This is a genomic window from Streptomyces sp. NPDC030995 (assembly GCF_055571215.1).
Window position 1 is genome coordinate 67,375 of the sequence record NZ_JBVIFS010000016.1, and the last position, 20,142, is coordinate 87,516.

The window sequence follows — 20,142 nt, forward strand, 5'->3', positions numbered from 1 at the left end:
GCACACGGCCAAAGGTAATGGGTACTATCCGGCTGTGCCTCTTACCTTCACGCTTGACCCCGTGATCGACCCCGCTCTGCACGCGGGAATCCTCAGCCTGTGGACGGACGTGTCCAACGCCGGCGGCGCGGTGGGCTTCGTGCCGCCCGTCACCTCCGACGACATCCGCCCGTCGCTGATCAAGCAGCTCGCCGCGGTCGCCGACGGAGGCAGCCGGCTGCTCGTCGGGCACGACGAGGAGGGGGCGGTCGCCGCCACCGCCTTCCTCACCCACAATGCGCACCCCCTCATGCTCCACTGGGTGTGGGCGTACACGGTGATGGTCCATCCCCGCCACCAGGGCAAGGGCCGCGGGCGCGACCTGATGGCCGCGGTGGCGGACGCGGCCCGCTCGATCGAGGGCATCGAGGCGGTCCGCCTCGGCGCCCGCGGCGGGCAGGGGCTGGAGGGCTTCTACGCGGCCTGCGGCTACCGGGAGGTCGGCCGCGTCCCCGGCGCGATCCGGGTGGCCCCGGGCGACGACCGCGACGACATCACGATGCTGCTGCCGCTGTACTAAGGGGCGTCCGGCGGGCCCGGCGGACCCGGCGGGCCGGGGTGGGGTCCCGGCGTGCTTCACTGGACGGGAACGTATCGACACAGGACGACGAGAGAGAAGGGGTCACCGTGTCCCGCAAGCCGAGCGCAACGATCCGCTACACCGCGATGCGCCTGGGCATCTTCGTCGGATGCCTCGTCGCCGTCGCGGGCCTCGTCCGGCTCGGCTGGGTGCCCGCCGGGCTCGGGGACGCCAACTTCGCCTGGGTCGTGCTGCTCGCCCTCGTGCTCTCCGCCCCGCTCTCCTTCATCCTCCTGCGCAAGCAGCGCGACGAGATGTCCGAGCAGATCTCCGGGCGCGTCGCCGGCGCGAAGCAGAAGCTCGCCGCGAACCGCAGCCAGGAGGACCAGGCCGACGACGCGGCGCGCGTGAGCTCGTAACGCCCCTGCCGGTCACGTTTGGGCCCGGCCGGCCCCGGTCGGCTTCCTCACACATCGAACCGCCCCAGCATCGGGTAAGCCGCCCGTAACGCTGGGGCGTTCGCGTTTTCCGGGTTCGCTCAAGGGGTCTCGCGCACCCCAGCCTCAAAGCACCCCTTTGAGATTCTCAAAGGAAAAGTGTTAGCGTGTTGAACATGTCGACCTCAGCTGCGCACCCGATGACCACGAGCGTCCCGCTCGTGGCGCGCCTGCACGTCGACCTCTGCCGCCGCGTGTCCGCGGCCTGTTGCTGTTGAGCTGAATCGTCACAGCAGCGGTCCTCTCGGTCCCGGTCGGCCTTTCCAGGCTGCCGCCGCACCGCGTCACCACCGCAGAACTTCCCCCCGTTCTTTCCCCGTTCTTTGTGCGTCACCTCCGGAGAGTGTCCGTGTCCGCGACCCCCCAGGCCCCCGGCAGCCCCGCCAAGGCCTCCTTCACCTTCCCCTTCTGGGCCCAGATCGTCGCCGGTCTCGCGCTCGGTGTCCTCTTCGGGTGGATAGCCCGTAGCCAGGACGTCAGCTGGCTCGGGACCACCCTGGAGAAGACCGGCGACATCTTCATCCAGCTGCTGAAGCTCGCCATCGCCCCGCTCGTCTTCTTCGCGATCCTGGTGTCGATCACCAACCTGCGGAAGGTGAACAACGCGGCGCGCCTCGCCTCCCGCACCCTCCTCTGGTTCATGATCACGTCGCTGATCGCGGTCGGCATCGGCATCGCGATCGGCCTGCTGACCGACCCGGGCTCCGGCACCGGCCTCACCGCGGCCGACGGCAAGGACCCGAAGAAGACCGGCTCCTGGATCGACTTCCTGACCGGGATCATTCCGACGGACATCGTCACGCCGTTCACCCAGCTGAAGGTCCTTCAGATCGTCTTCCTGGCCGTCGTCGCCGGCATCGCCGCCCTCCAGCTCGGCGCCAAGGCCAAGCCGGTCCTCGACCTCGCCGAATCCGCCCTGGAGCTCCTCCAGAAGGCCCTGTGGTGGGTCATCCGCCTCGCCCCGATCGGCACCGTCGGCCTGATCGGCACCGCGATCGCCACGTACGGCTGGGACCTGATCGGCAAGTACGCGACCTTCACCGCCGACATCTACATCGGCTGCGCCCTCGTGATGTTCGTCGTCTACCCGCTGCTGCTCGCGACGGTCGCCAAGGTCAGCCCGCTGCAGTTCTTCAAGGGCGCCTGGCCGGCCATCCAGCTGGCCTTCGTCTCCCGCTCCTCGGTCGGCACGATGCCGGTCACCCAGAAGGTCACCGAACGCCTCGGCGTCCCGAAGGAGTACGCCTCCTTCGCGGTCCCGTTCGGCGCCACCACCAAGATGGACGGCTGCGCCGCGATCTACCCGGCGCTCGCCGCGATCTTCATCGCGCAGATCTTCGACGTGCAGCTGGGCATCAAGGAGTACCTGCTCATCGTCTTCGTCTCGGTCATCGGCTCGGCCGCCACGGCCGGTCTGACCGGCGCGACGGTCATGCTGACGCTGACCCTCTCCACGCTGGGCCTGCCGCTGGCGGGCGTCGGCCTGCTGATGGCGATCGACCCGATCCTGGACATGATCCGCACCGCCACCAACGTGGCCGGCCAGGCCCTGGTCCCGGTCATCGTCTCGGCCCGCGAGGGAATCCTGGACAAGGAGGCCTACGCCTCCGCCTCGGTCTCCGCCCTGGACGAGCCCGCCCCGTCGTCGGCGGCCGCCGACGCCAAGCTGCCGGAGCCGGTCGGCGCGGCCGCCTGACCTTCTGCACGCGCCGCAGCCCCCGCCCCCGCCCGGGCGGGGGCGTTCGACCCGGAGCGTCAGACCGTCTGCGCGCGGACGTACGCGACCGTCGCCAGCAGGAACGGCACGGCGAACCACCACCGGCCCATGGTCCGCCGGTACAGCGGGGTGATGGTGATCAGCAGCCCCACCAGGCACAGGAAGACCGAGACGCCGGCCATGAACCGGACGTCCTCGCGCACCTGGTCGTACGGCGACTCCGGCTGCATCTCCATCGCGGCGTAGCACGAGAACACCGCGGGGACGTAGATGAGGGCGAGCGGAACCCCGAGCACCCACTGCAGGCAGCCCCGGTCCTCGGGCAGGTCGATGCTCTCGCGGCGGAGCCTCATGCGAGCGTCGTGATACGAACCCACGCGATCACCCCCAGGACGACCGGCGGGGCGAACCACCAGCGGCCCAGGGTCCGGCGGACGGGCGGGATGAGCGTGATCAGGATCCCGATCACGCTGAGGCCGAGGGCGAGGAGGCAGACCGCCGTCGTCCCGGCGTAGCCCTGGTCGTCCCATTCGTTCTGCGGTCCGTAGCGCACCGCACCATAGACGAAGAACGCGTTCAGTAAGTGGATGAGCCCGAGGGGGACGCCGAGCACCCAGCGCAGCCATCCAGGGCTCTTGGGCAGGTCGTTGCTCTCGCCGCTGTCCCTCATCGCATCGCGTCCTTGATCTTGTCGAGGTTGTCCCTGAAGTCCCGGCCATAGAACTGCGGTCCCTGCGACTCCCAGTACGGGCCGCCGTTGTAGCGGGCTGCGATCTCCTGCATCTGGGCGTCCGTCAACTGATCCGCCGGGATGTTGGCGTATCCCGTCTCCGCCTTGATCTGGGCCAGGAAGCGGGCTGCGATGAAGGCATTCTGCGCAGGGTCCTGCAGCGACTCCTCCACCAGGTCCCGCTGGTCCTCGGTGAGGTGCGCCGGATCGTAGCCGAGTACTTCGGCGCCGCGGCGGAGCTGGATGGCGATCGGGCCGAAGGAAGTCTCGTCGGGTTTCCCGCCCAGCCGCCAGGGGAGGTTCTGCGGCGAATCGGCCCACTGGCGCACCGTGTCGGTGGCGTCGTCGAACCAGCCGGGCTGTCCTGGGATCTCCTTCCAGGCGATGCCCGCGACCAGTTCCTCGGGCAGTCCGGCGTGCTCGGCGGCGGCCCGGAGGATCCACTTGTTGGCGGAGATCCACTCGGCCTTCTCCTCGTCGCTGTCCTTCGGGTCCCAGTACATGTCCTGCGCTTCCGGCAACCCTGCGACCCTCATCCGGATGTCCCGCAGTTCCGGTGACATCTCGGCGTTGCCCACCGGCCCCGACACCTCCCGCTTCGGGCCGCTGCCCGGCAGGTGCGTCAGCGGGCTGGTGCGGGCCTCCTCGGCCTCCCTGCGGATGTCCGCCATCGCCGCGTACAGGTCAGGGCGTTCGCCGCCGCCCGGCACCTTGAACTCGGGCAGCAGCTCGTACGCCTGCTTGAGCGCGTGCACGCACGTGCTCCGCGCCTCCTGCTCGGTGGTCTTCGCAAGGTGGAAGTTGCCGCCGGCGTCGTCGTGGAGCCGATTGGCCTGGTCCCGGATGTCGTCCACATCGCCCCCGACCTCGGCCAGCCAGTCGAGGAACCCGGTCGTCGCCCGCATGTCCTCCCACTGGCGCATCGGCTCCGCCTCCTTCGCGGCCTTGGTGATCGCGATGCCCTTGGAGCCGATGAGCGCGGCGAGCGCCCGCTCCGCGCGCTTGCCGTTGCCGTAGTGGGACTTGGCGGTGGTCAGGGCCGCGGCGTAGGCGTTCAGGGCGCTGGCGGCCTTGTCGTAGCCCTCGGCCATGTGAGTCAGCAGCCTGCGGGCATCGGCCAGCCGCGAGGTGTACGTGTGGCTGCCCTCGCTCTGCCACTCGGTACGGGTCTCCGCGCGCCGGGCGGGTTCCTCGACCTGGACGAGGAGGTCGCGCAGGCGGCGGAACTCGGCGGCGTTGCGCTCGACCAGGGCCGGGTTGCACTCCTCCAGGAACTTGACGTCTTTGTGGTAGCTGAGCACGGTCACTTGCACTCCGGCGGTACGTACTGCCCCGATGCGAGGAGGTTGTCGAGGAAGGACCGGGCGGTGCCGTCGTCCACCTGGGCGAAGCCGGTGCCGGTGGTCTTCAGGCGGGTGGCCAGGCCGGCGAAGAGGGCGACGGTGTCCTTGAACTGGTCGTCGGCGAACCGGGCGAAGCGGAGGACTTCGGTCGCGACGTCGTTGTGCGCCCGGGGTACGCGCGCCATGGTGCTCGCGTCGCCGTCGGGTCGGCCCTCGTGGAGGAGCGCGGCGATCTCGATCAGGAGGTTGGCGTTTCCGTTGATGGAGGAGGCCCCGACCCCGAGGCTTCCCGCCGGGCTGCCGCCGCTCACTTCGGGCGCCACTTGGTTGAGCCGCATGGCGGGTGACTGCGGCTCGGCGCGTGCGGCAGCCTTGTGCTGCGCCCATTCCGCATCGAACGACATGGCTTCCCCCGAACTTGATCGCCATGTCCATGTTAAGGCGGGATCGGAAGCCGCTCGTGTACTCAGTGGCCGGACGCGTGCGCCACGAATCCGGCCCAGGCGTGGGGGGCGAACGAGAGGGCGGGGATCTGGATGTCCTTGGAGTCACGGACGTGGATGGTGGCGGGGGTGGTGGCCACCTCGACGCAGGAGTCGCCCTCGCTGCCATCGCTGTAGCTGCTCTTGAACCAGTCCAGCTCGGGGTAGTCGGTCATGTCTCTCCCAGCAGTTCCTCGATGAAGCCCCGCGACTCCAAGGGCGTGAGCGCTTGGGCCCGGATCATGCCATAGCGCAGCTCAAGGATCCGGAGCTGCCTCGGATCGGAGACCGGGCGCCCGCTGAACGCGCCTTCCGAGCGGCCAACCGCTGTACCGTCTCCGAACTTCAGCACTTCGATTCCGCCGTCCATGCCGGCGTGGACCTCGCGATCGGTCGGCATCACTTGGAGAGCCACATGTCGCAACTGGGCCACCTCCAACACGCGTTCGAGCTGCCGACGCCACACCATTGTGCCCCCGATACGGCGGCGCAGGGTCGCCTCTTCCTGGACGATGCTGAGCGAGGGGGCGGGTTGCCGATCGAAGAGCGATCGTCGGGCCATGCGCGCGGCCACGTACCGCTCCACCTCTTCCTGCCCGTAGGCAGGCTGGCGCATCTCGAAGAGCGCCTGGGCATAGTCCTCTGTCTGCAGAAGGCCGTGTATCCCATGGATGCGGTACGCCCCGATCTCGACGGCCCGGCCCTCCAGCTTGGCAAGGTCTCGCACCTTCCTTGGATAGCGGACCTGTTCCATGTCCGTCTTCATCGCGGCGATCTTGCCGCCCGCGCGCAGCGCCTCGTCCGCCCTGTCCAGGTATTCCGGGCGCGGGATGCGCTTGCCCGCCTCGACCTTGCGGACGAGGTCCTCGCCGTAGCGGATCGCCATGCCGAACTCGGCGGCCCGCATGCCCGCCTCCTCGCGCCACGCGCGAAGCTGGCGGCCCAGGGCGGCCAGTACCGCGACTCCCTGTTCGTCCTCGGGGTCGACGTCCCAGCCCGCGTCTTCCGTACCGTCACTGTCCACGCTCATGCGCGCCCACTTCCGACGTACCGATGTCCTCAACGCCCCCTGCCCGCAGGCCGCTCAGGACAGCCGGGACACCACCGGACAAGCACCGGACAAAGGCCGGACGCACGGGCGTTGCCGCTTCTCACGGTACGCACGCCGCACCACGCTGAGTGACGTGACTACGCAAATCTGGTACTCGGCAGGCCGATTCGGCGCCCAGCTCGCCGCCACCCCGCGCGGCGCCCGCCAAGCGCGGCAGCTCGCCGTCGAGATGATCGCCGAGTGGGGTCTGCCGACGGAAGGGCCCGCGCTCGTCGTGGCCGAGTTGGCGGCCAATGCCGTGACCCACGGCCGGGTCCCCGGGCGGGACTTCCGACTCGGCATCACCCTTGCCGACGGCACGCTCCGGATCGAGGTGGTCGACACGCGGGGTGACCGGGTCCCAGGATTCCGCGACGCGGACGGGGAGGCCGAGGGCGGTCGGGGGCTGGTACTGGTGGACGCGATCGCCGACCGGTGGGGGGTGGATCAGGGGCCCGTGCCGTGCAAGGCGGTCTGGGCGGAGCTGGACGTGCGAACCGGGTTGCGGGAGGCCGCGATCCGGCGTGCTTAGACGCATAAAGAACCAAAGAACCGGGGGAAAGTACCAACCAACCCAACCAAACCGGGCCCGCGTCGCTCGGACGGGTGAAAGGTGCCAACTGGGCTGGATTTCGGCCCGGTTGGCGGGCATATGCTCGCCCCGAAAACCGCAGACATGAGACGGCCCCCGGCGGGACTGGCATCCCGGTCGAGGGCCTGACCAACAAGGAAGAAGCACCTTCCCAATGGCTCCACAGCAGCCTAGCGTGCCGTCGCGCGCAGCGTCCCGTGTTCGAACCGGGACCCCCCGATCCGGTGTCATCCACGTCAACACGTCGCACGCGAGTCACTTCACCGTGGTCGGCAACCACCTCCTCCAGCACCCCGACCTGTCGGCGATGGCGATCGGCGTCGCGGCGTACATCCAGTCGCTGCCGGACGGCGCCCCCGTCGGCATCAGGGCCCTCACCGACCGCTTCCCGGAGGGCGAGGTCCGCATCGCCTCCGCCCTGCGGGAGCTGGAGCGGTACGGCTACCTGGAGCGGCGGCGCGAACGGCTGGACACCGGGCAGGTGGTGACCCGCACGTACTCGTACAACAGGCCGGGGGGTGGGGCGACGGACGACCCGCCGCCTCCGCCTCCGCCGCCGGACCGGGAGCCGGTACCCGAGCCGGAGCCCGTACGGGAGCCCCGGCCGGAGACGGCCCGCCTGCCCGACGAACCGCCCGCGCCCCGCCCACTGCACCCCGGCGCGGCCGATCTGCTCGCCGGGCTGCGGCGGTACGACCCACGGCTGCTGCTGGCCGAACGCGACGTACGGCGGCTCGCGCCACGCGTGTCGGACTGGCTGGAACGCGGAGCCGACCCCGAGTCGGTCGGGCGGGTGCTGTCCGGGGACCTCCCCGAGCACATGCGCCACCCCGCGTCCGTACTCGCGTACCGGCTCACCGCGCTGCTCCCGCCGCACCTGCCGCCCGCCCCGGTGGCCCGGCCCGTCAGACGGCCGGACCCGTTCCAGACCTGCGACGGCTGCGACCGCGCCTTCCGCGCCCCCGAACCGGGCCTTTGCCGCGACTGCCCGCCCGCCCTGCCGGTCGCCGCCGCCTAGTACTCCAGCCGTAGATCGTGATCTCGATGGTGAGGGGCGCCGAGGCGACAGTCGGACAGCGTCGACCATCTGGCCGAGAGCGCCCACGCCGTCGGCTCCTTCTCCCTCTACCCGAGTTCACCGAGACGGAGGGCGTCCCTTATCTCGCTGAGCTTCGCGGTCGTCGCCGGGGTCTGCTCCTGTGCTTGTTCAGCGAGTCGGAGGGCGTCGTCAATCTCGCTGAGCTTCGCCGAGGACAGGACGGCCGCCCGCGCTATCAGGTCGTCCCGGGACACAGTGGCCAGCCACGTGCACGGGGTGAAGCCTGGACGCGGGAACGCGAGCCGCAGCACGCCTTCGAACGGCAGTCCTTCACCGGCGCCGACCGTCACTTCGATGCCCAGACCGCTGATGTCGACGCCCGCCGGAGCGACGACCTGCATCACCCGGATTCCGGACGTGTCGTCTCCCGACAGCAGTACGACCAACCTCCGCTCGTCGAACTGGACCCACCAGACTTCGCCACGTTGCACAAGTCCTCCAGACACATGACGGCAGGCAGACGCTGCGCGAGCCTGACGCGCTGTGGAGACGGGTGCGGCCACCGTTGATCATCGGTGTGTGAAGACTGAAGATCATGCGGTGGCCGCAGGTCACAGCGTAAACCCTGCCCACTGGCAGGAGGCGTTCGAGGGCCTGATGGGCCGGATAGCGGGACGGTTCACGCGGGTCGAATCCCGGCGCCGAGCCCGGAAGTTGGTACTCGGCCTGCTGTCGGACCTGCCGCGCAAGAACTGCTGGACCATCGCCGAGTGGGCCGGGGGCAGGACCCCGGACGGCATGCAGCACCTGCTCGGGCGGGCCAAGTGGGACGCTGACCAGGTCCGCGACGACGTGGGTGACTACGTGGTGGAGCATCTGCACGACGACGAGGCGGTGCTGGTGGTCGACGAGACCGGCGACGTGAAGAAAGGCACCGACACTGTCGGTGTCCAGCGCCAGTACACCGGCACCGCCGGACGCGTCGAGAACAGCCAGGTAGCCGTTTACCTCGCCTACTCGACCCCGCGAGGACACGCGGCGATCGACCGGGAACTCTATGTTCCGCGTTCCTGGACCTCCGACCCCGACCGCTGCCGGGCCGCCGGACTCGGTGACAAGACGGAGTTCGCGACCAAGCCAGAGCTGGCCGCCCGCATGGTCACCCGATTCCTGGACGCCGGCGACCGGGCCGCATGGGTCGCGGGAGACGAGGTCTACGGCGGCAACCCGAGGCTGCGCGCCGCGCTGGAGGAACGCGGCACCGGCTACGTCCTAGCGGTGGCCTGCTCGCACGAAGTCACCACAGGAGCCGGGAAGTTCCGCGCGGACACGCTGGCCAGGAAGGTGCCCAAGAGGGCCTGGCAGAAGCTGTCCGCAGGGGTCGGAGCCAAGGGCCACCGCTTCTACGACTGGGCCGTCATTGAAGGGGTTCCAGGACGACGCCCTGCTCCTGACGTTCGTCCTGCCGGTCGGTGAGGTGGACGCTTTCCTCGAGCAGTTGCACGCGCAGGAGCCGGTACGGGTGCGGGCGATGCCGTTCGCAGGAGAGGCCGAGCCGGTCACGCCGTTCGCCCACCTCGGACTGCCGGAGCCGGACTCGCTGCCGGGTGTCCGCAAGGCGCAGGTGTGCGCACCGTGCAAGGACGACCTGAACGCACTACACGTCGCCGTGGCTCAGATCGGTGAGCAGGGCAGTCGCGTCTACCTCAAGGGCGTCGACTGACAGCAGAGCGGCGCACGTGGCAAAGGTCGGCGCCTCGGCGCGGCGATCAGGAGGGCCACCAGGGTGGCAAGGGCGGCCGCGCCCGCGGGGTCGTCCGCGTAGCGGGTGGTCTGGAGGGGGCCGACCTCGGTCGGTACGACGTCCTCCCGGGCCAGTACGAAGCACAGTGCGAGCAGGGCCGCGCGGGCGTTGCCGTCGGCGAAGGGGTGGAAGAAGGCCACGTCCAGGTAGGTGCGGGCGGCACGGGCGGCCAGCGGTATGTCCTTTTCCTCGCTGTCGCGCAGGCAGCGGGCGAAGTCCGCCTCGGTGTGCGCGGTCAGGCCGTACCGCTCGCGGCCCCCCTTGGCGTAGGCGTCGGCCGAGCGGAACGGGGCTTCGGCCGTCCCGAGCAGCAGGCGCTGCCAGCCGGCCAGGCGGGCGAAGGTGAGCGGGGCCCGGTGTGCGGCGTCGGTGCGGGCGGCGGCGTACGCCGACAGCAACCGCTCCGCCCGGACGGGGGAGCGGTGGCGGACCGGGCCCGTGCACCAGGTGACGAAGCCGTCCCTGGCGGGCGACGCAGTGTTCGGCCGGCCGCCGCCGGCGGGGACGGCGGCGGCCCAGTCGACCTCGCGCCGGATCCGGCACCAGTCCGCGAGTGCGTCAGGTGTGGTCATGGATCCACTCCAGGTCGTCGTACTCGCGGTGGTCGCGGTAGGGCAGGTGACCGGTGAGGGAGACGGCCAGGTCCTCGCCCACGGATTCGATCAGCGGCCTGTCGGGTCCGGTCCAGCTCTTGAACCGGCCTCCGATGGCGGCCGTCACGGCGGCGCGCGCCTCGTCCTGGTCCATGCCCGTCGAGGTGAGGAACCACTCCAGGGCCAGCGCGCACTGCCCGTACCAGCCGCTTTCCGCGCCGGTGAGGTCGAGTACCGCCGTCACCAGCCGGACCGCGGCCCGCTCCAGGTGCCAGCTGCGGTCCTCGGGGCTCGCGTCCGGAGCGGGCGCCAACGCGGCGAACTGCCGTGCCAGGTACTCCAGCCACGCACGCCACTCCAGCAGAGCGGCCATGGCGCGGGAAGCGGTCTCCTCCGGAGTGGTCACCGACTGGCTGTCGAGGAACCAGCTGCCGATGACGCCGCCCCGCGGCCCGGACCACGTCCATCCCCAGGCCCACCATCCGTACCGCTCGCGGAAGATGCCGTCTATCTGCCTCTCGCACCAGCCCTCACCCTGCCACCGGCCCGCCATGCCGGACAGCACGGGCGGCACCCACTCCTCGATCAGGGCGCGGACCAGGCGCTCCTCGGCCTCGTCCCATACGAACGGGTGCTGCTCGGGGTCGATTTCGTCCCAGGTCAGCGGACGGTACGGACGGGCGGGGGTCCGGTTCTCGGGGAGGTCGGCGATGTCCCGGATGAGCGTCATCCGCCGAGCTTCGCCGCTGCTCCCGGTGCGAGCCAGTGAATTATCCGGCCGTGTCCGGAGCGGGTGACGTGGAGCGTCCGTGAAGAACGGCTCGCAGGGCTGGCCGGGCGGGTTACCGGCACGTACATTACCGGCGGTAACGCTCGTGCTGAGCCGAGGAGAGTGTGTCGTGGAAGCCGAGTTGCAGCAGGTCAAGCGCGCGGAGCCCGCCCTGTCGGTCCTCGGCGGGGTGGTGCGCGAGGTACGGGTCCCCGCCCTCGCGGCGCCGCCCGAGCGGGGATCCCTCGGGGACATACCGTTCCAGAACGCCTGGGAGGCCCCCACCGAGGCGGTGCTCGCCCGCAAGGAGCAGGACGGGACCTGGCGCGACGTCACCGCCGCCGAGTTCGCGGCCGAGGTGCTCGCCGTCGCCAAGGGCCTGATCGCCGAGGGGCTGCGCGAGGGCGACCGGCTCGCCATCATGGCCCGTACGACCTACGAGTGGACCCTGCTCGACTTCGCCGGATGGGCCGCCGGGCTGGTCACCGTACCCATCTACCCGACCTCCTCCGCCCTCCAGGCGCGCTGGATCATCCAGGACTCCGGCGCCGTGGCCTGCGCCGTCGAGGACACCGCGCAGGCGCGGCTCATCAGCAACGAGCGGGCCCACCTGCCCTGGCTGGCGCACCTGTGGGAATTCGACACCGGCGCCGTGGCCCGGCTGGTCAAGGCCGGGGAGCACCTGCCCGACGAGGTGGTGCAGGTGCGCCGGGCCGCCCGTACGCCCGAGTCCGTCGCGACGCTCATCTACACCTCCGGAACCACCGGGCAGCCCAAGGGTTGCGTGATCACCCACGCCAACTTCTTCGCCCAGGTGGACAATTCGGTGGAGCTGCTGCACCCCGTCTTCAAGTCCGTGAGCACGGACCCGGCCTCCACCCTGCTGTTCCTGCCGCTCAGCCACGTCTTCGGGCGGATGGTCGCCATCGGGTGCATGCGGGCGCGCGTGAAGCTGGGGCACGCGCCCAGCATCCGTACCGAGGAACTGCTCGAAGACCTCGCCGGCTTCCGGCCGACCTTCCTCCTCGCCATCCCGTACGTCCTGGAGAAGGTCTACAACACCGCCCGCGCCACCGCCGAGAAGTTGGGCCGAGCCTCGTCGTTCGACCGGGCCGCGCGGATCGCGCAGCGCTTCGGGGAGCTGGTCGAGGGCAAGTCCCCCGGGCTCGGGCTGCGCGCAGCGCGCGCCCTGTACGACCCGCTCGTCTACCGGCGGATCCGGGCCGCGCTCGGCGGCCGCGTCCGCTACGTCCTCAGCGGCGGATCACCGCTGGGCCGCAGGCTCGCCGCGTTCTACACCGGCGCGGGCATCGAGGTCTTCGAGGGCTACGGCCTCACGGAGACGACCGGCGCCAGCACCGTGACCCATCCGCTGCGGCCCCGGCTCGGCACGGTGGGATGGCCGCTGCCGGGCACCGCCGTACGGATCGCGGACGACGGGGAGGTGCTGCTGGGCGGCGGGCACGTCTTCGCCGGGTACTGGAACAGCGGGCACGCGCTCCCGTACGGCAGCTGGCTGGCCACCGGCGACATCGGCGAGCTCGACGCCGAGGGGTACCTCACCATCACCGGCCGCAAGAAGGACCTGATCATCACCTCCGGCGGCAAGAACGTGGCCCCCGCGCCGCTGGAGGACTGGCTGCGGGCCCACCCGCTGGTCGGCCAGTGCATGGTGATCGGCGACAACCGGCCGTACATCGGCGCGCTGATCACCCTGGAGCCCGACGGGCTCCAGCACTGGCGCCAGATGCACAAGAAGCAGAACGTGCCGATCCGCGAGCTGGTGCGCGACGAGGAACTCCTGGCGGACCTCCAGCGGGCGGTCGACGAGGCGAACCGGCTCGTGTCGCGGGCCGAGTCCATCCGCCGCTTCGCCGTCCTGCCGGGCGATTTCACGGAGGAGCGCGGCCACCTCACCCCGTCGCTGAAGCTCAAGCGGCGCGCGATCGCCCGCGACTACGGGGACCGGATCGACGAGCTGTACCGGGGGCGGAGCGCCTAGCGGCGGGCTGGGCGGGCTTTCCGGGCTCTGCCCGGACCCGCGCCTCAAACGTCGGCGGGGCTGGGTTGTGGCTGGTGCCGTCCGCGGTGGGGCCGGTTTCGGCGGGGCCGGGCGCGCGCCGGGGCGTCTCCTCGGGCGCCGAACGTGGCGAGGGGTCGGAGCGTGCGGCGGTGTTGTGTTCGGCGCCCTGCGGGGACGCCCCGGCACACACCCGGCCCCGCCGAAACCGGACGGCGGCGTCCCGTGCGGCGGGTGGACCGGGACGCGGCCGGCCCGGGCGAAACCGGCGGGCCGGGCGGGGTCGGCTGGGCGGGCGGGGGGTCGGGAGGCGGTTTATCGTGGGCTGATGGGTCCGGGGGGCCACCCGAGGAGGCGTAGTGCCCCGTACCCCCGCCCTTGGTGTCCTTGCCGCCTGCGCTCTGCTCCTGGCCGCGCTGGGGGCCGTGCCCGCGCCCGCCGCCGATCCCCTGGCCCGGTTCCACGGGCAGCGCATTCGGTGGGGCGACTGCCCGGAGGAGCCCGTTCCCCGCGGGATGCGGTGCGGGACGGTCGAGGTGCCGCTCGACTACGCCGCCCCCGCCAAGGGCACGGTCACGCTGGCCCTGGCCCGTATACCGGCCGGCAACCCGGCGCGGCGCCTCGGCTCCCTCCTGCTGAACTACGGCGGCCCCGGCAGCCCCGGCGTGGCCGGGCTGGCCGCCGATCCCAAGACCTTCGCCACCCTCGGCGAGCGGTACGACCTCGTCGCCTTCGACCCCCGCGGGGTGGGCCGCAGCGAACCGGTCTCCTGCGGCGGCTCCCAGCAGACCGCGCAGGAGCCGGGCGACGAGGACGCCGCCGCGCAACTGGCCGCCCTGCGCGCCGTGGCCAAGCGCTGCGAGCTCGCCTCCGGCCCCGTGCTCCCGTACGTCGGCACCGTCAACGTCTCCCGCGACATGGACGTGATGCGCCGGGTCCTGGGCGACAAGAAGCTCAACTACCTGGGCTTCTCCTACGGGACCCGGCTCGGCGCCGTGTACGCCGCGCAGTTCCCCCGCAGCACCGGCCGCATGGTCCTCGACGGAGTCGACACCCTCACCGAACCGCTGGCCGAGCAGGCACTCGTATCGGCGCGCGGCCAGCAGCGGGCCCTCGACAACTTCCTGGCCTGGTGCGCCCACCAGCAGGGCTGCGTCTACGGGACCAACACCCGCACCGCCAAGGAGGAGGTGGGCGCCCTGGTGGCGCGGCTCGACAGGGAGCCGCTGATCGGCCACGACGGCTCGTTCGTGACCGGGCAGGACGCCGTCGCCTCGATCTCCGCGGCCCTGTACGCGAAGAGCAACTGGCCCGCGCTCGCCGAGGCGCTGGCGATGGCCGAGCGGGACGGCGATCCGGTGGGGCTGCTGCAGCTCGGCGGCCCGATGGAGCCTTCCGAGGGCAGCGGCGTGGGCCGCGCAGCGAGTCCCGTGCCGGTGCCCGCCGACAACGGCGAGGCCGCCCTCGTCGCCGTGAACTGCGCCGACGACCCGGACCGCTCGAACGACAAGGCCACCCCGGCCGCCGTCGAGAGGGAACTGGCCGCCCTGGAGGGCGAGTTCCTCAAGGTCTCGAAGATCTTCGGGCCGAGCCAGCTGAGGACCGTGCTCGCCTGCTACGGGCGCCCCGCCGGCACCGACTTCATCCGGAAGATCGACCGCCCGGGCGCCCCGCGGATGCTGCTGATCGGCACCCGGGGCGACCCTGCGACCCCGTACGAGTGGACGGAGGAGACGGCGGAGCGGCTGGGCTCGGCGGTGGTCGTGGACTACAAGGGCGACGGGCACACCGGCTATTCGGCCTCCCCGTGCGTACGGGAGTACGCGGACCGCTTCCTGATCGACGGGCGGCTGCCGTCCGGGACGCGGTCGTGCCCCGCCGGAGAGTGACCCGGCGGGGCGGCAACCTGCCGTGGCAGGTCAGCAGTTGGCGCGGGTCGGGCGCCCGGCGAAGCGGTCCGCGAGCCAGTTCCCGACTTCGAGGGAGTGCGTGATCACGCCGCTGACGTGCTCACCGACCCAGATGGTGTCGAATTCGACGTCCGCGCCCTTCGCGCACCAGTCGGAGCGCAGCCGGCGGCCCACCCCGTACGGGATCAGCTCGTCGCCGAGCGCGTGGTACTGGTACACCGGCGCGGCCGGGGCCGTGCCCCCGAGCCTGCTCTGGTTCAGCCGGGCCTGCCAGTCCGGCTGGGCGAGCGGGTCGCGGGTGGTCAGGTCGGAGATCCGCTTGAAGGAGCCCGCGATCGCGTCGATCGCCACGCAGTTCTCCTTCATGCCGGAGACCAGCAGCCTGCCCGCCGGGTTGAGGTAGGAGTCCAGCTTCAGCTCCGGGAAGGCCGCGTCCTGTCCGGCCGCCGCCATGAAGATGAGCCCGGAGCCGTAGGAGCCGTTGTTGAACTCGGCCACCTTCAGCAGGTCGCCGGGGACTCCGCCGGTCGCCGTGCCCTTCACCTGGAGCTCCGGGGCGTACGAGCCGTGCAGCTCGGCGGCCCAGCTGCTGGCCTGGCCGCCCTGGGAGTACCCCATGATGCCGACCGGGCCGGTCGCCGACAGCCCAGCCTCGGGCAGGCGTTGGGCGGCGCGTGCGGCGTCGAGGACGGCGTGCCCGGCGGAGGGGCCCACGGTGTAGGTGTGGACGCCCGGGGTGCCGAGGCCCTCGTAGTCGGTGACGACCACGGCCCAGCCGCGCAGGGTGAGCTGCTGGATGAGGTTGGCCTCCATGGCGGTGCCGTACGGGAGGTTGTTGCTCGGCGCGCAGGAGTCGCCGAGGCCGACCGTGCCGACGGCGTACGTGATCAGGGGGCGCGGGCCGGTACGGCCGTCCTGCGGGACGATCACGGTGCCGGAGACGACGTTCGGGGCGCCGTCGGCCGTGGTGGAGCGGTAGTGGATCTTCCAGGCCTTGGTGTTGGTGGGCTGGCCGGGAAGGGGGTGGAAGGCGGAGGGGGCGCTGCCGACGATGTCGCCGGGGCGGGCGGCGGCTTCCTCGGCCTGGGCGGGGGTCGCGGGGATCCAGGCCGAGAGGGCCAGGGCGGCCACGGCGGCGAGGGCGGTGCTTCGGAAACGCATGGGCGGCTCTCCCAAGTGCTCGTTCCGTGCGGGGGTCAGGTGAGGTGAAGGTAGTGACCGACCGGTAGGGAGGTCGCTGACCGTGCAGCTCACCTTTCCTGGCCCGGACTCGCACCCCGGCATCCCCTCCCCGCGTTCACCCGGTCAGCCGTCCGCGAGCAGGGCCAGCGCCGTCCTGCGCGGGAGGGTGCGGAGCGCCCTGGTGAAGAGGGAGTTGACCCGGCCGGGCAGGACCGTCGGCCGACGGCGCCGGCGCAGGGCGGCCAGGGCGGAGGCGGCGACCTGCTCCGGCGACCCGACCAGGGCGGACGGCAGCCCCTCGTGGAGACCGGGGCGGGTGGCGGTCGGGCCGGGGCAGAGAGCCGCCACGTGGACGCCGCGGCCCTTGTGCTCGTACCAGAGGGCCTCCGAGAAGGAGGTGACGAAGGCTTTGGTCGCGCCGTAGACGGCCTGGTCGGGGATGGGCGTGGCGGAGAGGGCGGAGGAGACGTTGAGCAGTGCGGCGCCGGGGCGGGCGGTGCGGAGGAAGGCGTGGGCGAGGGTGACGACGGCCTCGCAGTTGAGGCGCATCATGGCCAGCGACCGGTCGAGCGGGCCGTCGGCGAAGGGGCCGTGGTGGGCGAGGCCGGCGTTGTTGACCAGCAGGTCGTAGGGCGCGTGGGGGGCGTAGGGCGGGTGGGGCGCGTCGGCCATGGGCGCCGGCCGTCCCGTCAGGGCCTGCGCGACCCGGCGCAACCCGTCGGGGGTGGCGAGGTCGGCGGCGATGTGGGTGTGCCCGCCGGGGCCGAGCGCGTCCGTCAGCCCCTTCAGGTGCTGCTCGGTGCGGGCGACCGCGGTGACGCGGTACCCCTCGGCGGCCAGCGCGAGCGCGAGGGCTCGGCCGATTCCCTCGGTGGCGCCGGTCACCAGGGCGGCGCGGGGCCGTCCGCCCCCGCTCACTTCTCCGCCTGCGGGGCGGTGGCGGGCGAGTAGAGGAACGAGAAGCGCTCCATGACGTTCCGGCGCTGGGTGTTGTGGAAGGCGGCGATCCGCCACGCGCCGTCGGTGTCTCGGACCAGCGTGTACGTCTGGACCTTGGACAGCTCGGTGGGAGAGGGCTTGCTGCCGGAGTAGTCGTCGCCGCGGCCGGTCAGGATCGCCGCGTCCTTCCCGAGGAAGCGCAGGTCGAGGTAGGTCGCCGCCAGCTTGGTGTCCTTGACGAAGTCCTTGAAGAGCGCGCGGTGCCCTTCGGTGATGTCGGCGCGGCCCTCGTAGTGGCTGCCGATGTAGGTGGTGTAGGTGGCGTTCTCGGTGAACTGAAGGCCGTACGCGTCGGCGTCGCCGCGGCCCCAGGCGTCGGTGAGGGCGTCGAGGGTGGCGCAGATCGCCTCGCCGTCGGCGCGGTCGGCGCCGGCGGGGATGACCTCGGCGCAGGACTCGGTGCCGGTGCGCCGGACGTCGGAGGTGGTGTCGAGGTAGAAGTACGCGGCGCCGGCCGCGAGCGCCAGTACGGCGGCGGCGGCGAGCGCGACGCGCTTGACGGTACGGCGGCGGGAGCTGGGGGCGGTGGGGGCCGTGGCGGGGGTCTTGGTTCCCGTGCTCAGGGTCTGGGTGCTCATGGCTGTGCCTCGCATTCCGTCGGGTTGACTACAGTTGTGCAGCAACTGCATGCATGCACTGTCTGCACACATGCATTATCTGCATGCGTGCAGATAAAAGGCAAGCGGAAGAGGAGAGGGTGATGGCGGATTCCAAGCAGGGCGGCCAAGGCGGCCACGACGGTCACAGCCGGGAGCAGGAAGAGCGGCGGGCGGTGTTCCGCGACTACATCGATGCCGTGGGGCTCCACGGCATGGCGGGCGCCGAGGCGGCCGGACTTCAGGCCTCCGAGTGGTACGCGCTGAGCCGGATCACCCAGGCGGGCGGTCTGACCTCGGGTGAACTCGCCGCCGGGACCGGCCTGACGACGGGTGCCACCACCCGGCTCATCGACCGGTTGGAGCGCGCGGGATACGTACGCCGTACCGCCGACCCGGCCGACCGGCGCAAGGTGATCGTGGAGGCCGTTCCCGACGCCCTGGGTGCGGTCGAGGGCCTGGTGGGGCCTGCGCGCCGCAGCATCGCCCAGGTGCTCGCCGACTACACGCCCGAGCAACGCGACCTGCTCTTCGACTACTTCGCGCGCGCGGCGCCCGCGTTCCGTGAGGCGACGGAGGAGGTCCGGGCGGCGTCGCGGGCCCGGGGCAACTGAGTCGTACGACGACCGAGGCCGCCCCGGGAACACCGTGAGCGGTGGTCCGGGGGCGGCCTCGGGCGGGGTTGGACCGGGTCGAGCCGGGTCGAGCCGGGTCGACCCGGTGCGTCACGCGGCGGTGACGTGGGCCTCCCGCTCGGCGGTCGTGGACTGCGGGGCCGGCTCCGCAGGCCGCTGCACGCGCCGCAGGACCGTGAAGGCGACGGCCAGGGCGGCGACGATGAGGCCCGCACCGACCGCGAAGGCCAGGTGGTAGCCGCCCGTGAGGGCCTCGGCGGTGGGGCGGCCCGCGGCGGTGAGGGACTCGGTGCGGGAGGCGGCCAGGGTGGAGAGGACCGCGATGCCGAGGGCCATGCCGATCTGCTGGGTCGTGTTGAAGAGGCCGGAGGCCAGGCCCGCGTCCGCCTCCTTGGCGCCGGACATGCCCAGCGAGGTCAGGGCGGGCAGCGCGAGGCCGAAGCCGGCGGCGAGGAGCATCGCGGGGAGCAGGTCGGTGAAGTAGTCGACCTGGTCGGCCCGGCCGGGCAGTCGCGTCAGCAGGCCGAGTACGCCGACCAGCAGCACCAGACCGGTCAGCAGGATGGTGCGCTCGCCGAAGCGGGCGATCAGGCGGGCCGAGACCCCCAGGGAGACCGCGCCGATGACGGCCGCGGCGGGAAGCATCGCGAGACCGGTCCGGGCGGCGCCGTAGCCGAGCACGTTCTCCATGTAGAGCGCGACGAGGATCTGGAAGGAGAAGAGCGCGGCGATCATCAGCATCTGGACCAGGTTCGCGCCGGAGACGCTGCGGGAGCGGAAGATCCGCAGCGGCATGAGTGGGTTCTTCGCGGTGGCCTGGCGGACGAAGAACCCGGCGATCAGCGCGAGCGCGAGGGCGCCGAAGCCGAGCGTGCGGGCCGAAGTGGCCCCGTACTCCTCGATCTTGACGACCGCGTAGATGCCGAACATCAGGCCCGAGGTGACCAGCATCGCGCCGAGGGTGTCCGCGCCGGCCTTCAGGCCGAGACCGCGGTCGCCCGGCAGGGCGGGGAGGGCGAAGAGGATCGCCGCGATGCCGATGGGCAGGTTGATGAAGAAGATCCAGTTCCAGGTGAGCGCGTCGGTGAGGACACCGCCCAGCACCTGCCCGATCGAGGCGCCGGCCGCGCCGGTGAAGCTGAACACCGCGATGGCCTTGGCCCGTTCGCGCGGCTCGGTGAAGAGCGTGATGAGGATGCCGAGGCTGACGGCGGAGGCCATCGCGCTGCCTACGCCCTGGAGGAAGCGGGCGGCGATCAGGATCCCGGGTGAGGTGGCGACGCCGGCCAGCAGGGAGGCGGCGGTGAACACCCCGGTGCCGGCGAGGAACATCCGCTTGCGGCCGATCAGGTCGCCCAGGCGGCCGGCGAGGAGGAGCAGCGAGCCGAAGGCGATGAGGTAGGCGTTGACGACCCAGCTCAGTCCGGCCGGGGTGAAGCCGAGGTCGCTCTGGATGGCAGGCATGGCGACGGTCACGATGCTGCCGTCGAGGATCGTCATCAGCATGCCGGTGGCGAGGACGCCGAGGGCGAGCCGGCGGGACCGGGGGCGCGAGGAGGGTGCGGCGGTGGTGGGCATTGCGGTC

Annotated in this window: 22 protein-coding genes and 1 pseudogene; 10 read left to right on the forward strand and 13 right to left on the reverse strand. The window is 71.6% G+C overall.

From position 1 onward, the window contains the following. The first annotated feature begins 34 nt into the window (after positions 1 to 34). From ACZ45T_RS23355 to ACZ45T_RS23365, 3 genes are all read left to right on the forward strand, one after another. Complete coding sequence (locus tag ACZ45T_RS23355) at positions 35 to 559, forward strand: GNAT family N-acetyltransferase (protein WP_468444302.1); 525 nt, start codon at positions 35 to 37, stop codon at positions 557 to 559. Between the two features lie 146 nt (positions 560 to 705). Next, entirely contained in the window at positions 706 to 978 is a 273-nt protein-coding gene (locus ACZ45T_RS23360) for a DUF4229 domain-containing protein (protein WP_468444510.1), read from the forward strand. A gap of 421 nt (positions 979 to 1,399) precedes the next feature. After that, positions 1,400 to 2,752, forward strand: coding sequence for a dicarboxylate/amino acid:cation symporter (locus tag ACZ45T_RS23365; RefSeq protein ID WP_468444304.1), 1,353 nt, complete (start codon positions 1,400 to 1,402; stop codon positions 2,750 to 2,752). Positions 2,753 to 2,811: 59 nt separating this feature from the next. Here ACZ45T_RS23365 and ACZ45T_RS23370 read toward each other — a convergent pair whose 3' ends face one another. From ACZ45T_RS23370 to ACZ45T_RS23395, 6 genes are all read right to left on the reverse strand, one after another. Beyond that, positions 2,812 to 3,126 carry a hypothetical protein gene (locus tag ACZ45T_RS23370; RefSeq protein WP_468444306.1) on the reverse strand — a complete coding sequence of 105 codons (315 nt, stop codon included), beginning with the start codon at positions 3,124 to 3,126 and terminating at the stop codon, positions 2,812 to 2,814. Then, positions 3,123 to 3,443: a hypothetical protein gene (locus ACZ45T_RS23375; RefSeq protein WP_468444308.1), complete on the reverse strand. Its 321-nt coding sequence runs from the start codon at positions 3,441 to 3,443 to the stop codon at positions 3,123 to 3,125. Before ACZ45T_RS23375 ends, ACZ45T_RS23370 begins: the two co-directional genes overlap by 4 nt. Then, entirely contained in the window at positions 3,440 to 4,810 is a 1,371-nt protein-coding gene (locus ACZ45T_RS23380) for a hypothetical protein (protein WP_468444310.1), read from the reverse strand. Before ACZ45T_RS23380 ends, ACZ45T_RS23375 begins: the two co-directional genes overlap by 4 nt. Further along, positions 4,807 to 5,250, reverse strand: coding sequence for a hypothetical protein (locus ACZ45T_RS23385; RefSeq protein WP_468444312.1), 444 nt, complete (start codon positions 5,248 to 5,250; stop codon positions 4,807 to 4,809). Before ACZ45T_RS23385 ends, ACZ45T_RS23380 begins: the two co-directional genes overlap by 4 nt. 62 nt (positions 5,251 to 5,312) lie before the next feature. Further along, positions 5,313 to 5,504 carry a DUF397 domain-containing protein gene (locus ACZ45T_RS23390; protein WP_468444314.1) on the reverse strand — a complete coding sequence of 64 codons (192 nt, stop codon included), beginning with the start codon at positions 5,502 to 5,504 and terminating at the stop codon, positions 5,313 to 5,315. Beyond that, positions 5,501 to 6,358, reverse strand: a complete 858-nt coding sequence (locus ACZ45T_RS23395; RefSeq protein WP_468444316.1) for a helix-turn-helix domain-containing protein — start codon at positions 6,356 to 6,358, stop codon at positions 5,501 to 5,503. The genes ACZ45T_RS23390 and ACZ45T_RS23395 overlap by 4 nt, the downstream gene beginning before the upstream one ends. 154 nt (positions 6,359 to 6,512) lie before the next feature. On the opposite strand from ACZ45T_RS23395, the gene ACZ45T_RS23400 reads away from it, so the two are divergent. Further along, entirely contained in the window at positions 6,513 to 6,950 is a 438-nt protein-coding gene (locus tag ACZ45T_RS23400; protein WP_468444318.1) for an ATP-binding protein, read from the forward strand. 325 nt (positions 6,951 to 7,275) lie between these two features. Further along, on the forward strand, positions 7,276 to 8,028 hold the full coding sequence (locus ACZ45T_RS23405; protein WP_468444319.1) for a helix-turn-helix domain-containing protein: 753 nt from the start codon (positions 7,276 to 7,278) through the stop codon (positions 8,026 to 8,028). A gap of 107 nt (positions 8,029 to 8,135) precedes the next feature. On the opposite strand, the gene ACZ45T_RS23410 is transcribed toward ACZ45T_RS23405, so the two are convergent. Further along, a complete protein-coding gene (locus ACZ45T_RS23410) occupies positions 8,136 to 8,540 on the reverse strand; it encodes a type II toxin-antitoxin system PemK/MazF family toxin (RefSeq protein ID WP_468444321.1) in 405 nt (134 codons plus the stop codon). Between the two features lie 166 nt (positions 8,541 to 8,706). Between ACZ45T_RS23410 and ACZ45T_RS23415 the strand changes: the two are divergent. Both ACZ45T_RS23415 and ACZ45T_RS23420 read left to right on the forward strand, forming a co-directional pair. Continuing rightward, positions 8,707 to 9,522 (forward strand): annotated as a pseudogene (locus tag ACZ45T_RS23415) (IS701 family transposase); the annotation flags it as partial. 4 nt (positions 9,523 to 9,526) lie between these two features. Then, positions 9,527 to 9,772: a hypothetical protein gene (locus tag ACZ45T_RS23420; RefSeq protein ID WP_468444323.1), complete on the forward strand. Its 246-nt coding sequence runs from the start codon at positions 9,527 to 9,529 to the stop codon at positions 9,770 to 9,772. On the opposite strand, the gene ACZ45T_RS23425 is transcribed toward ACZ45T_RS23420, so the two are convergent. Then, positions 9,751 to 10,425, reverse strand: a complete 675-nt coding sequence (locus ACZ45T_RS23425; protein ID WP_468444325.1) for a Fic family protein — start codon at positions 10,423 to 10,425, stop codon at positions 9,751 to 9,753. The genes ACZ45T_RS23420 and ACZ45T_RS23425 overlap by 22 nt on opposite strands. Continuing rightward, the gene (locus ACZ45T_RS23430; protein WP_468444327.1) at positions 10,412 to 11,176 is read right to left on the reverse strand and encodes a hypothetical protein; all 765 of its coding nucleotides are present in this window, start codon (positions 11,174 to 11,176) and stop codon (positions 10,412 to 10,414) included. Before ACZ45T_RS23430 ends, ACZ45T_RS23425 begins: the two co-directional genes overlap by 14 nt. Positions 11,177 to 11,345: 169 nt before the next feature. Here ACZ45T_RS23430 and ACZ45T_RS23435 point away from each other — a divergent pair, with 169 nt between their 5' ends. Further along, positions 11,346 to 13,217 carry an AMP-dependent synthetase/ligase gene (locus ACZ45T_RS23435; protein ID WP_468444329.1) on the forward strand — a complete coding sequence of 624 codons (1,872 nt, stop codon included), beginning with the start codon at positions 11,346 to 11,348 and terminating at the stop codon, positions 13,215 to 13,217. 377 nt (positions 13,218 to 13,594) lie between these two features. Further along, positions 13,595 to 15,124 carry an alpha/beta hydrolase gene (locus ACZ45T_RS23440; protein WP_468444331.1) on the forward strand — a complete coding sequence of 510 codons (1,530 nt, stop codon included), beginning with the start codon at positions 13,595 to 13,597 and terminating at the stop codon, positions 15,122 to 15,124. 30 nt (positions 15,125 to 15,154) lie between these two features. On the opposite strand, the gene ACZ45T_RS23445 is transcribed toward ACZ45T_RS23440, so the two are convergent. The 3 genes from ACZ45T_RS23445 to ACZ45T_RS23455 form a co-directional block, all read right to left on the reverse strand. Then, positions 15,155 to 16,306 carry a lipase family protein gene (locus ACZ45T_RS23445; protein WP_468444333.1) on the reverse strand — a complete coding sequence of 384 codons (1,152 nt, stop codon included), beginning with the start codon at positions 16,304 to 16,306 and terminating at the stop codon, positions 15,155 to 15,157. Between the two features lie 144 nt (positions 16,307 to 16,450). After that, positions 16,451 to 17,245 (reverse strand): SDR family NAD(P)-dependent oxidoreductase, encoded by a 795-nt coding sequence (locus ACZ45T_RS23450; protein WP_468444335.1) that lies wholly within the window; start codon positions 17,243 to 17,245, stop codon positions 16,451 to 16,453. Then, positions 17,242 to 17,904 carry an SgcJ/EcaC family oxidoreductase gene (locus ACZ45T_RS23455; protein ID WP_468444337.1) on the reverse strand — a complete coding sequence of 221 codons (663 nt, stop codon included), beginning with the start codon at positions 17,902 to 17,904 and terminating at the stop codon, positions 17,242 to 17,244. Before ACZ45T_RS23455 ends, ACZ45T_RS23450 begins: the two co-directional genes overlap by 4 nt. 122 nt (positions 17,905 to 18,026) lie before the next feature. On the opposite strand from ACZ45T_RS23455, the gene ACZ45T_RS23460 reads away from it, so the two are divergent. Further along, positions 18,027 to 18,536, forward strand: a complete 510-nt coding sequence (locus ACZ45T_RS23460; protein WP_468444339.1) for a MarR family transcriptional regulator — start codon at positions 18,027 to 18,029, stop codon at positions 18,534 to 18,536. Positions 18,537 to 18,647: 111 nt separating this feature from the next. On the opposite strand, the gene ACZ45T_RS23465 is transcribed toward ACZ45T_RS23460, so the two are convergent. Continuing rightward, the gene (locus ACZ45T_RS23465; protein ID WP_468444341.1) at positions 18,648 to 20,135 is read right to left on the reverse strand and encodes an MFS transporter; all 1,488 of its coding nucleotides are present in this window, start codon (positions 20,133 to 20,135) and stop codon (positions 18,648 to 18,650) included. Positions 20,136 to 20,142 lie beyond the last annotated feature (7 nt).

What these genes read in the sequence shown, in the direction of transcription:
- ACZ45T_RS23360 (WP_468444510.1), top strand. Translation starts at nt 706, where the DNA reads ATGCGCCTGGGCATCTTCGTCGGATGCCTCGTCGCCGTCGCGGGCCTC.
- ACZ45T_RS23370 (WP_468444306.1), bottom strand. Translation starts at nt 3,126, where the DNA reads ATGAGGCTCCGCCGCGAGAGCATCGACCTGCCCGAGGACCGGGGCTGC.
- ACZ45T_RS23375 (WP_468444308.1), bottom strand. Translation starts at nt 3,443, where the DNA reads ATGAGGGACAGCGGCGAGAGCAACGACCTGCCCAAGAGCCCTGGATGG.
- ACZ45T_RS23385 (WP_468444312.1), bottom strand. Translation starts at nt 5,250, where the DNA reads ATGTCGTTCGATGCGGAATGGGCGCAGCACAAGGCTGCCGCACGCGCC.
- ACZ45T_RS23390 (WP_468444314.1), bottom strand. Translation starts at nt 5,504, where the DNA reads ATGACCGACTACCCCGAGCTGGACTGGTTCAAGAGCAGCTACAGCGAT.
- ACZ45T_RS23395 (WP_468444316.1), bottom strand. Translation starts at nt 6,358, where the DNA reads ATGAGCGTGGACAGTGACGGTACGGAAGACGCGGGCTGGGACGTCGAC.
- ACZ45T_RS23425 (WP_468444325.1), bottom strand. Translation starts at nt 10,425, where the DNA reads ATGACCACACCTGACGCACTCGCGGACTGGTGCCGGATCCGGCGCGAG.
- ACZ45T_RS23430 (WP_468444327.1), bottom strand. Translation starts at nt 11,176, where the DNA reads ATGACGCTCATCCGGGACATCGCCGACCTCCCCGAGAACCGGACCCCC.
- ACZ45T_RS23445 (WP_468444333.1), bottom strand. Translation starts at nt 16,306, where the DNA reads ATGCGTTTCCGAAGCACCGCCCTCGCCGCCGTGGCCGCCCTGGCCCTC.
- ACZ45T_RS23455 (WP_468444337.1), bottom strand. Translation starts at nt 17,904, where the DNA reads ATGAGCACCCAGACCCTGAGCACGGGAACCAAGACCCCCGCCACGGCC.
- ACZ45T_RS23460 (WP_468444339.1), top strand. Translation starts at nt 18,027, where the DNA reads ATGGCGGATTCCAAGCAGGGCGGCCAAGGCGGCCACGACGGTCACAGC.
- ACZ45T_RS23465 (WP_468444341.1), bottom strand. Translation starts at nt 20,135, where the DNA reads ATGCCCACCACCGCCGCACCCTCCTCGCGCCCCCGGTCCCGCCGGCTC.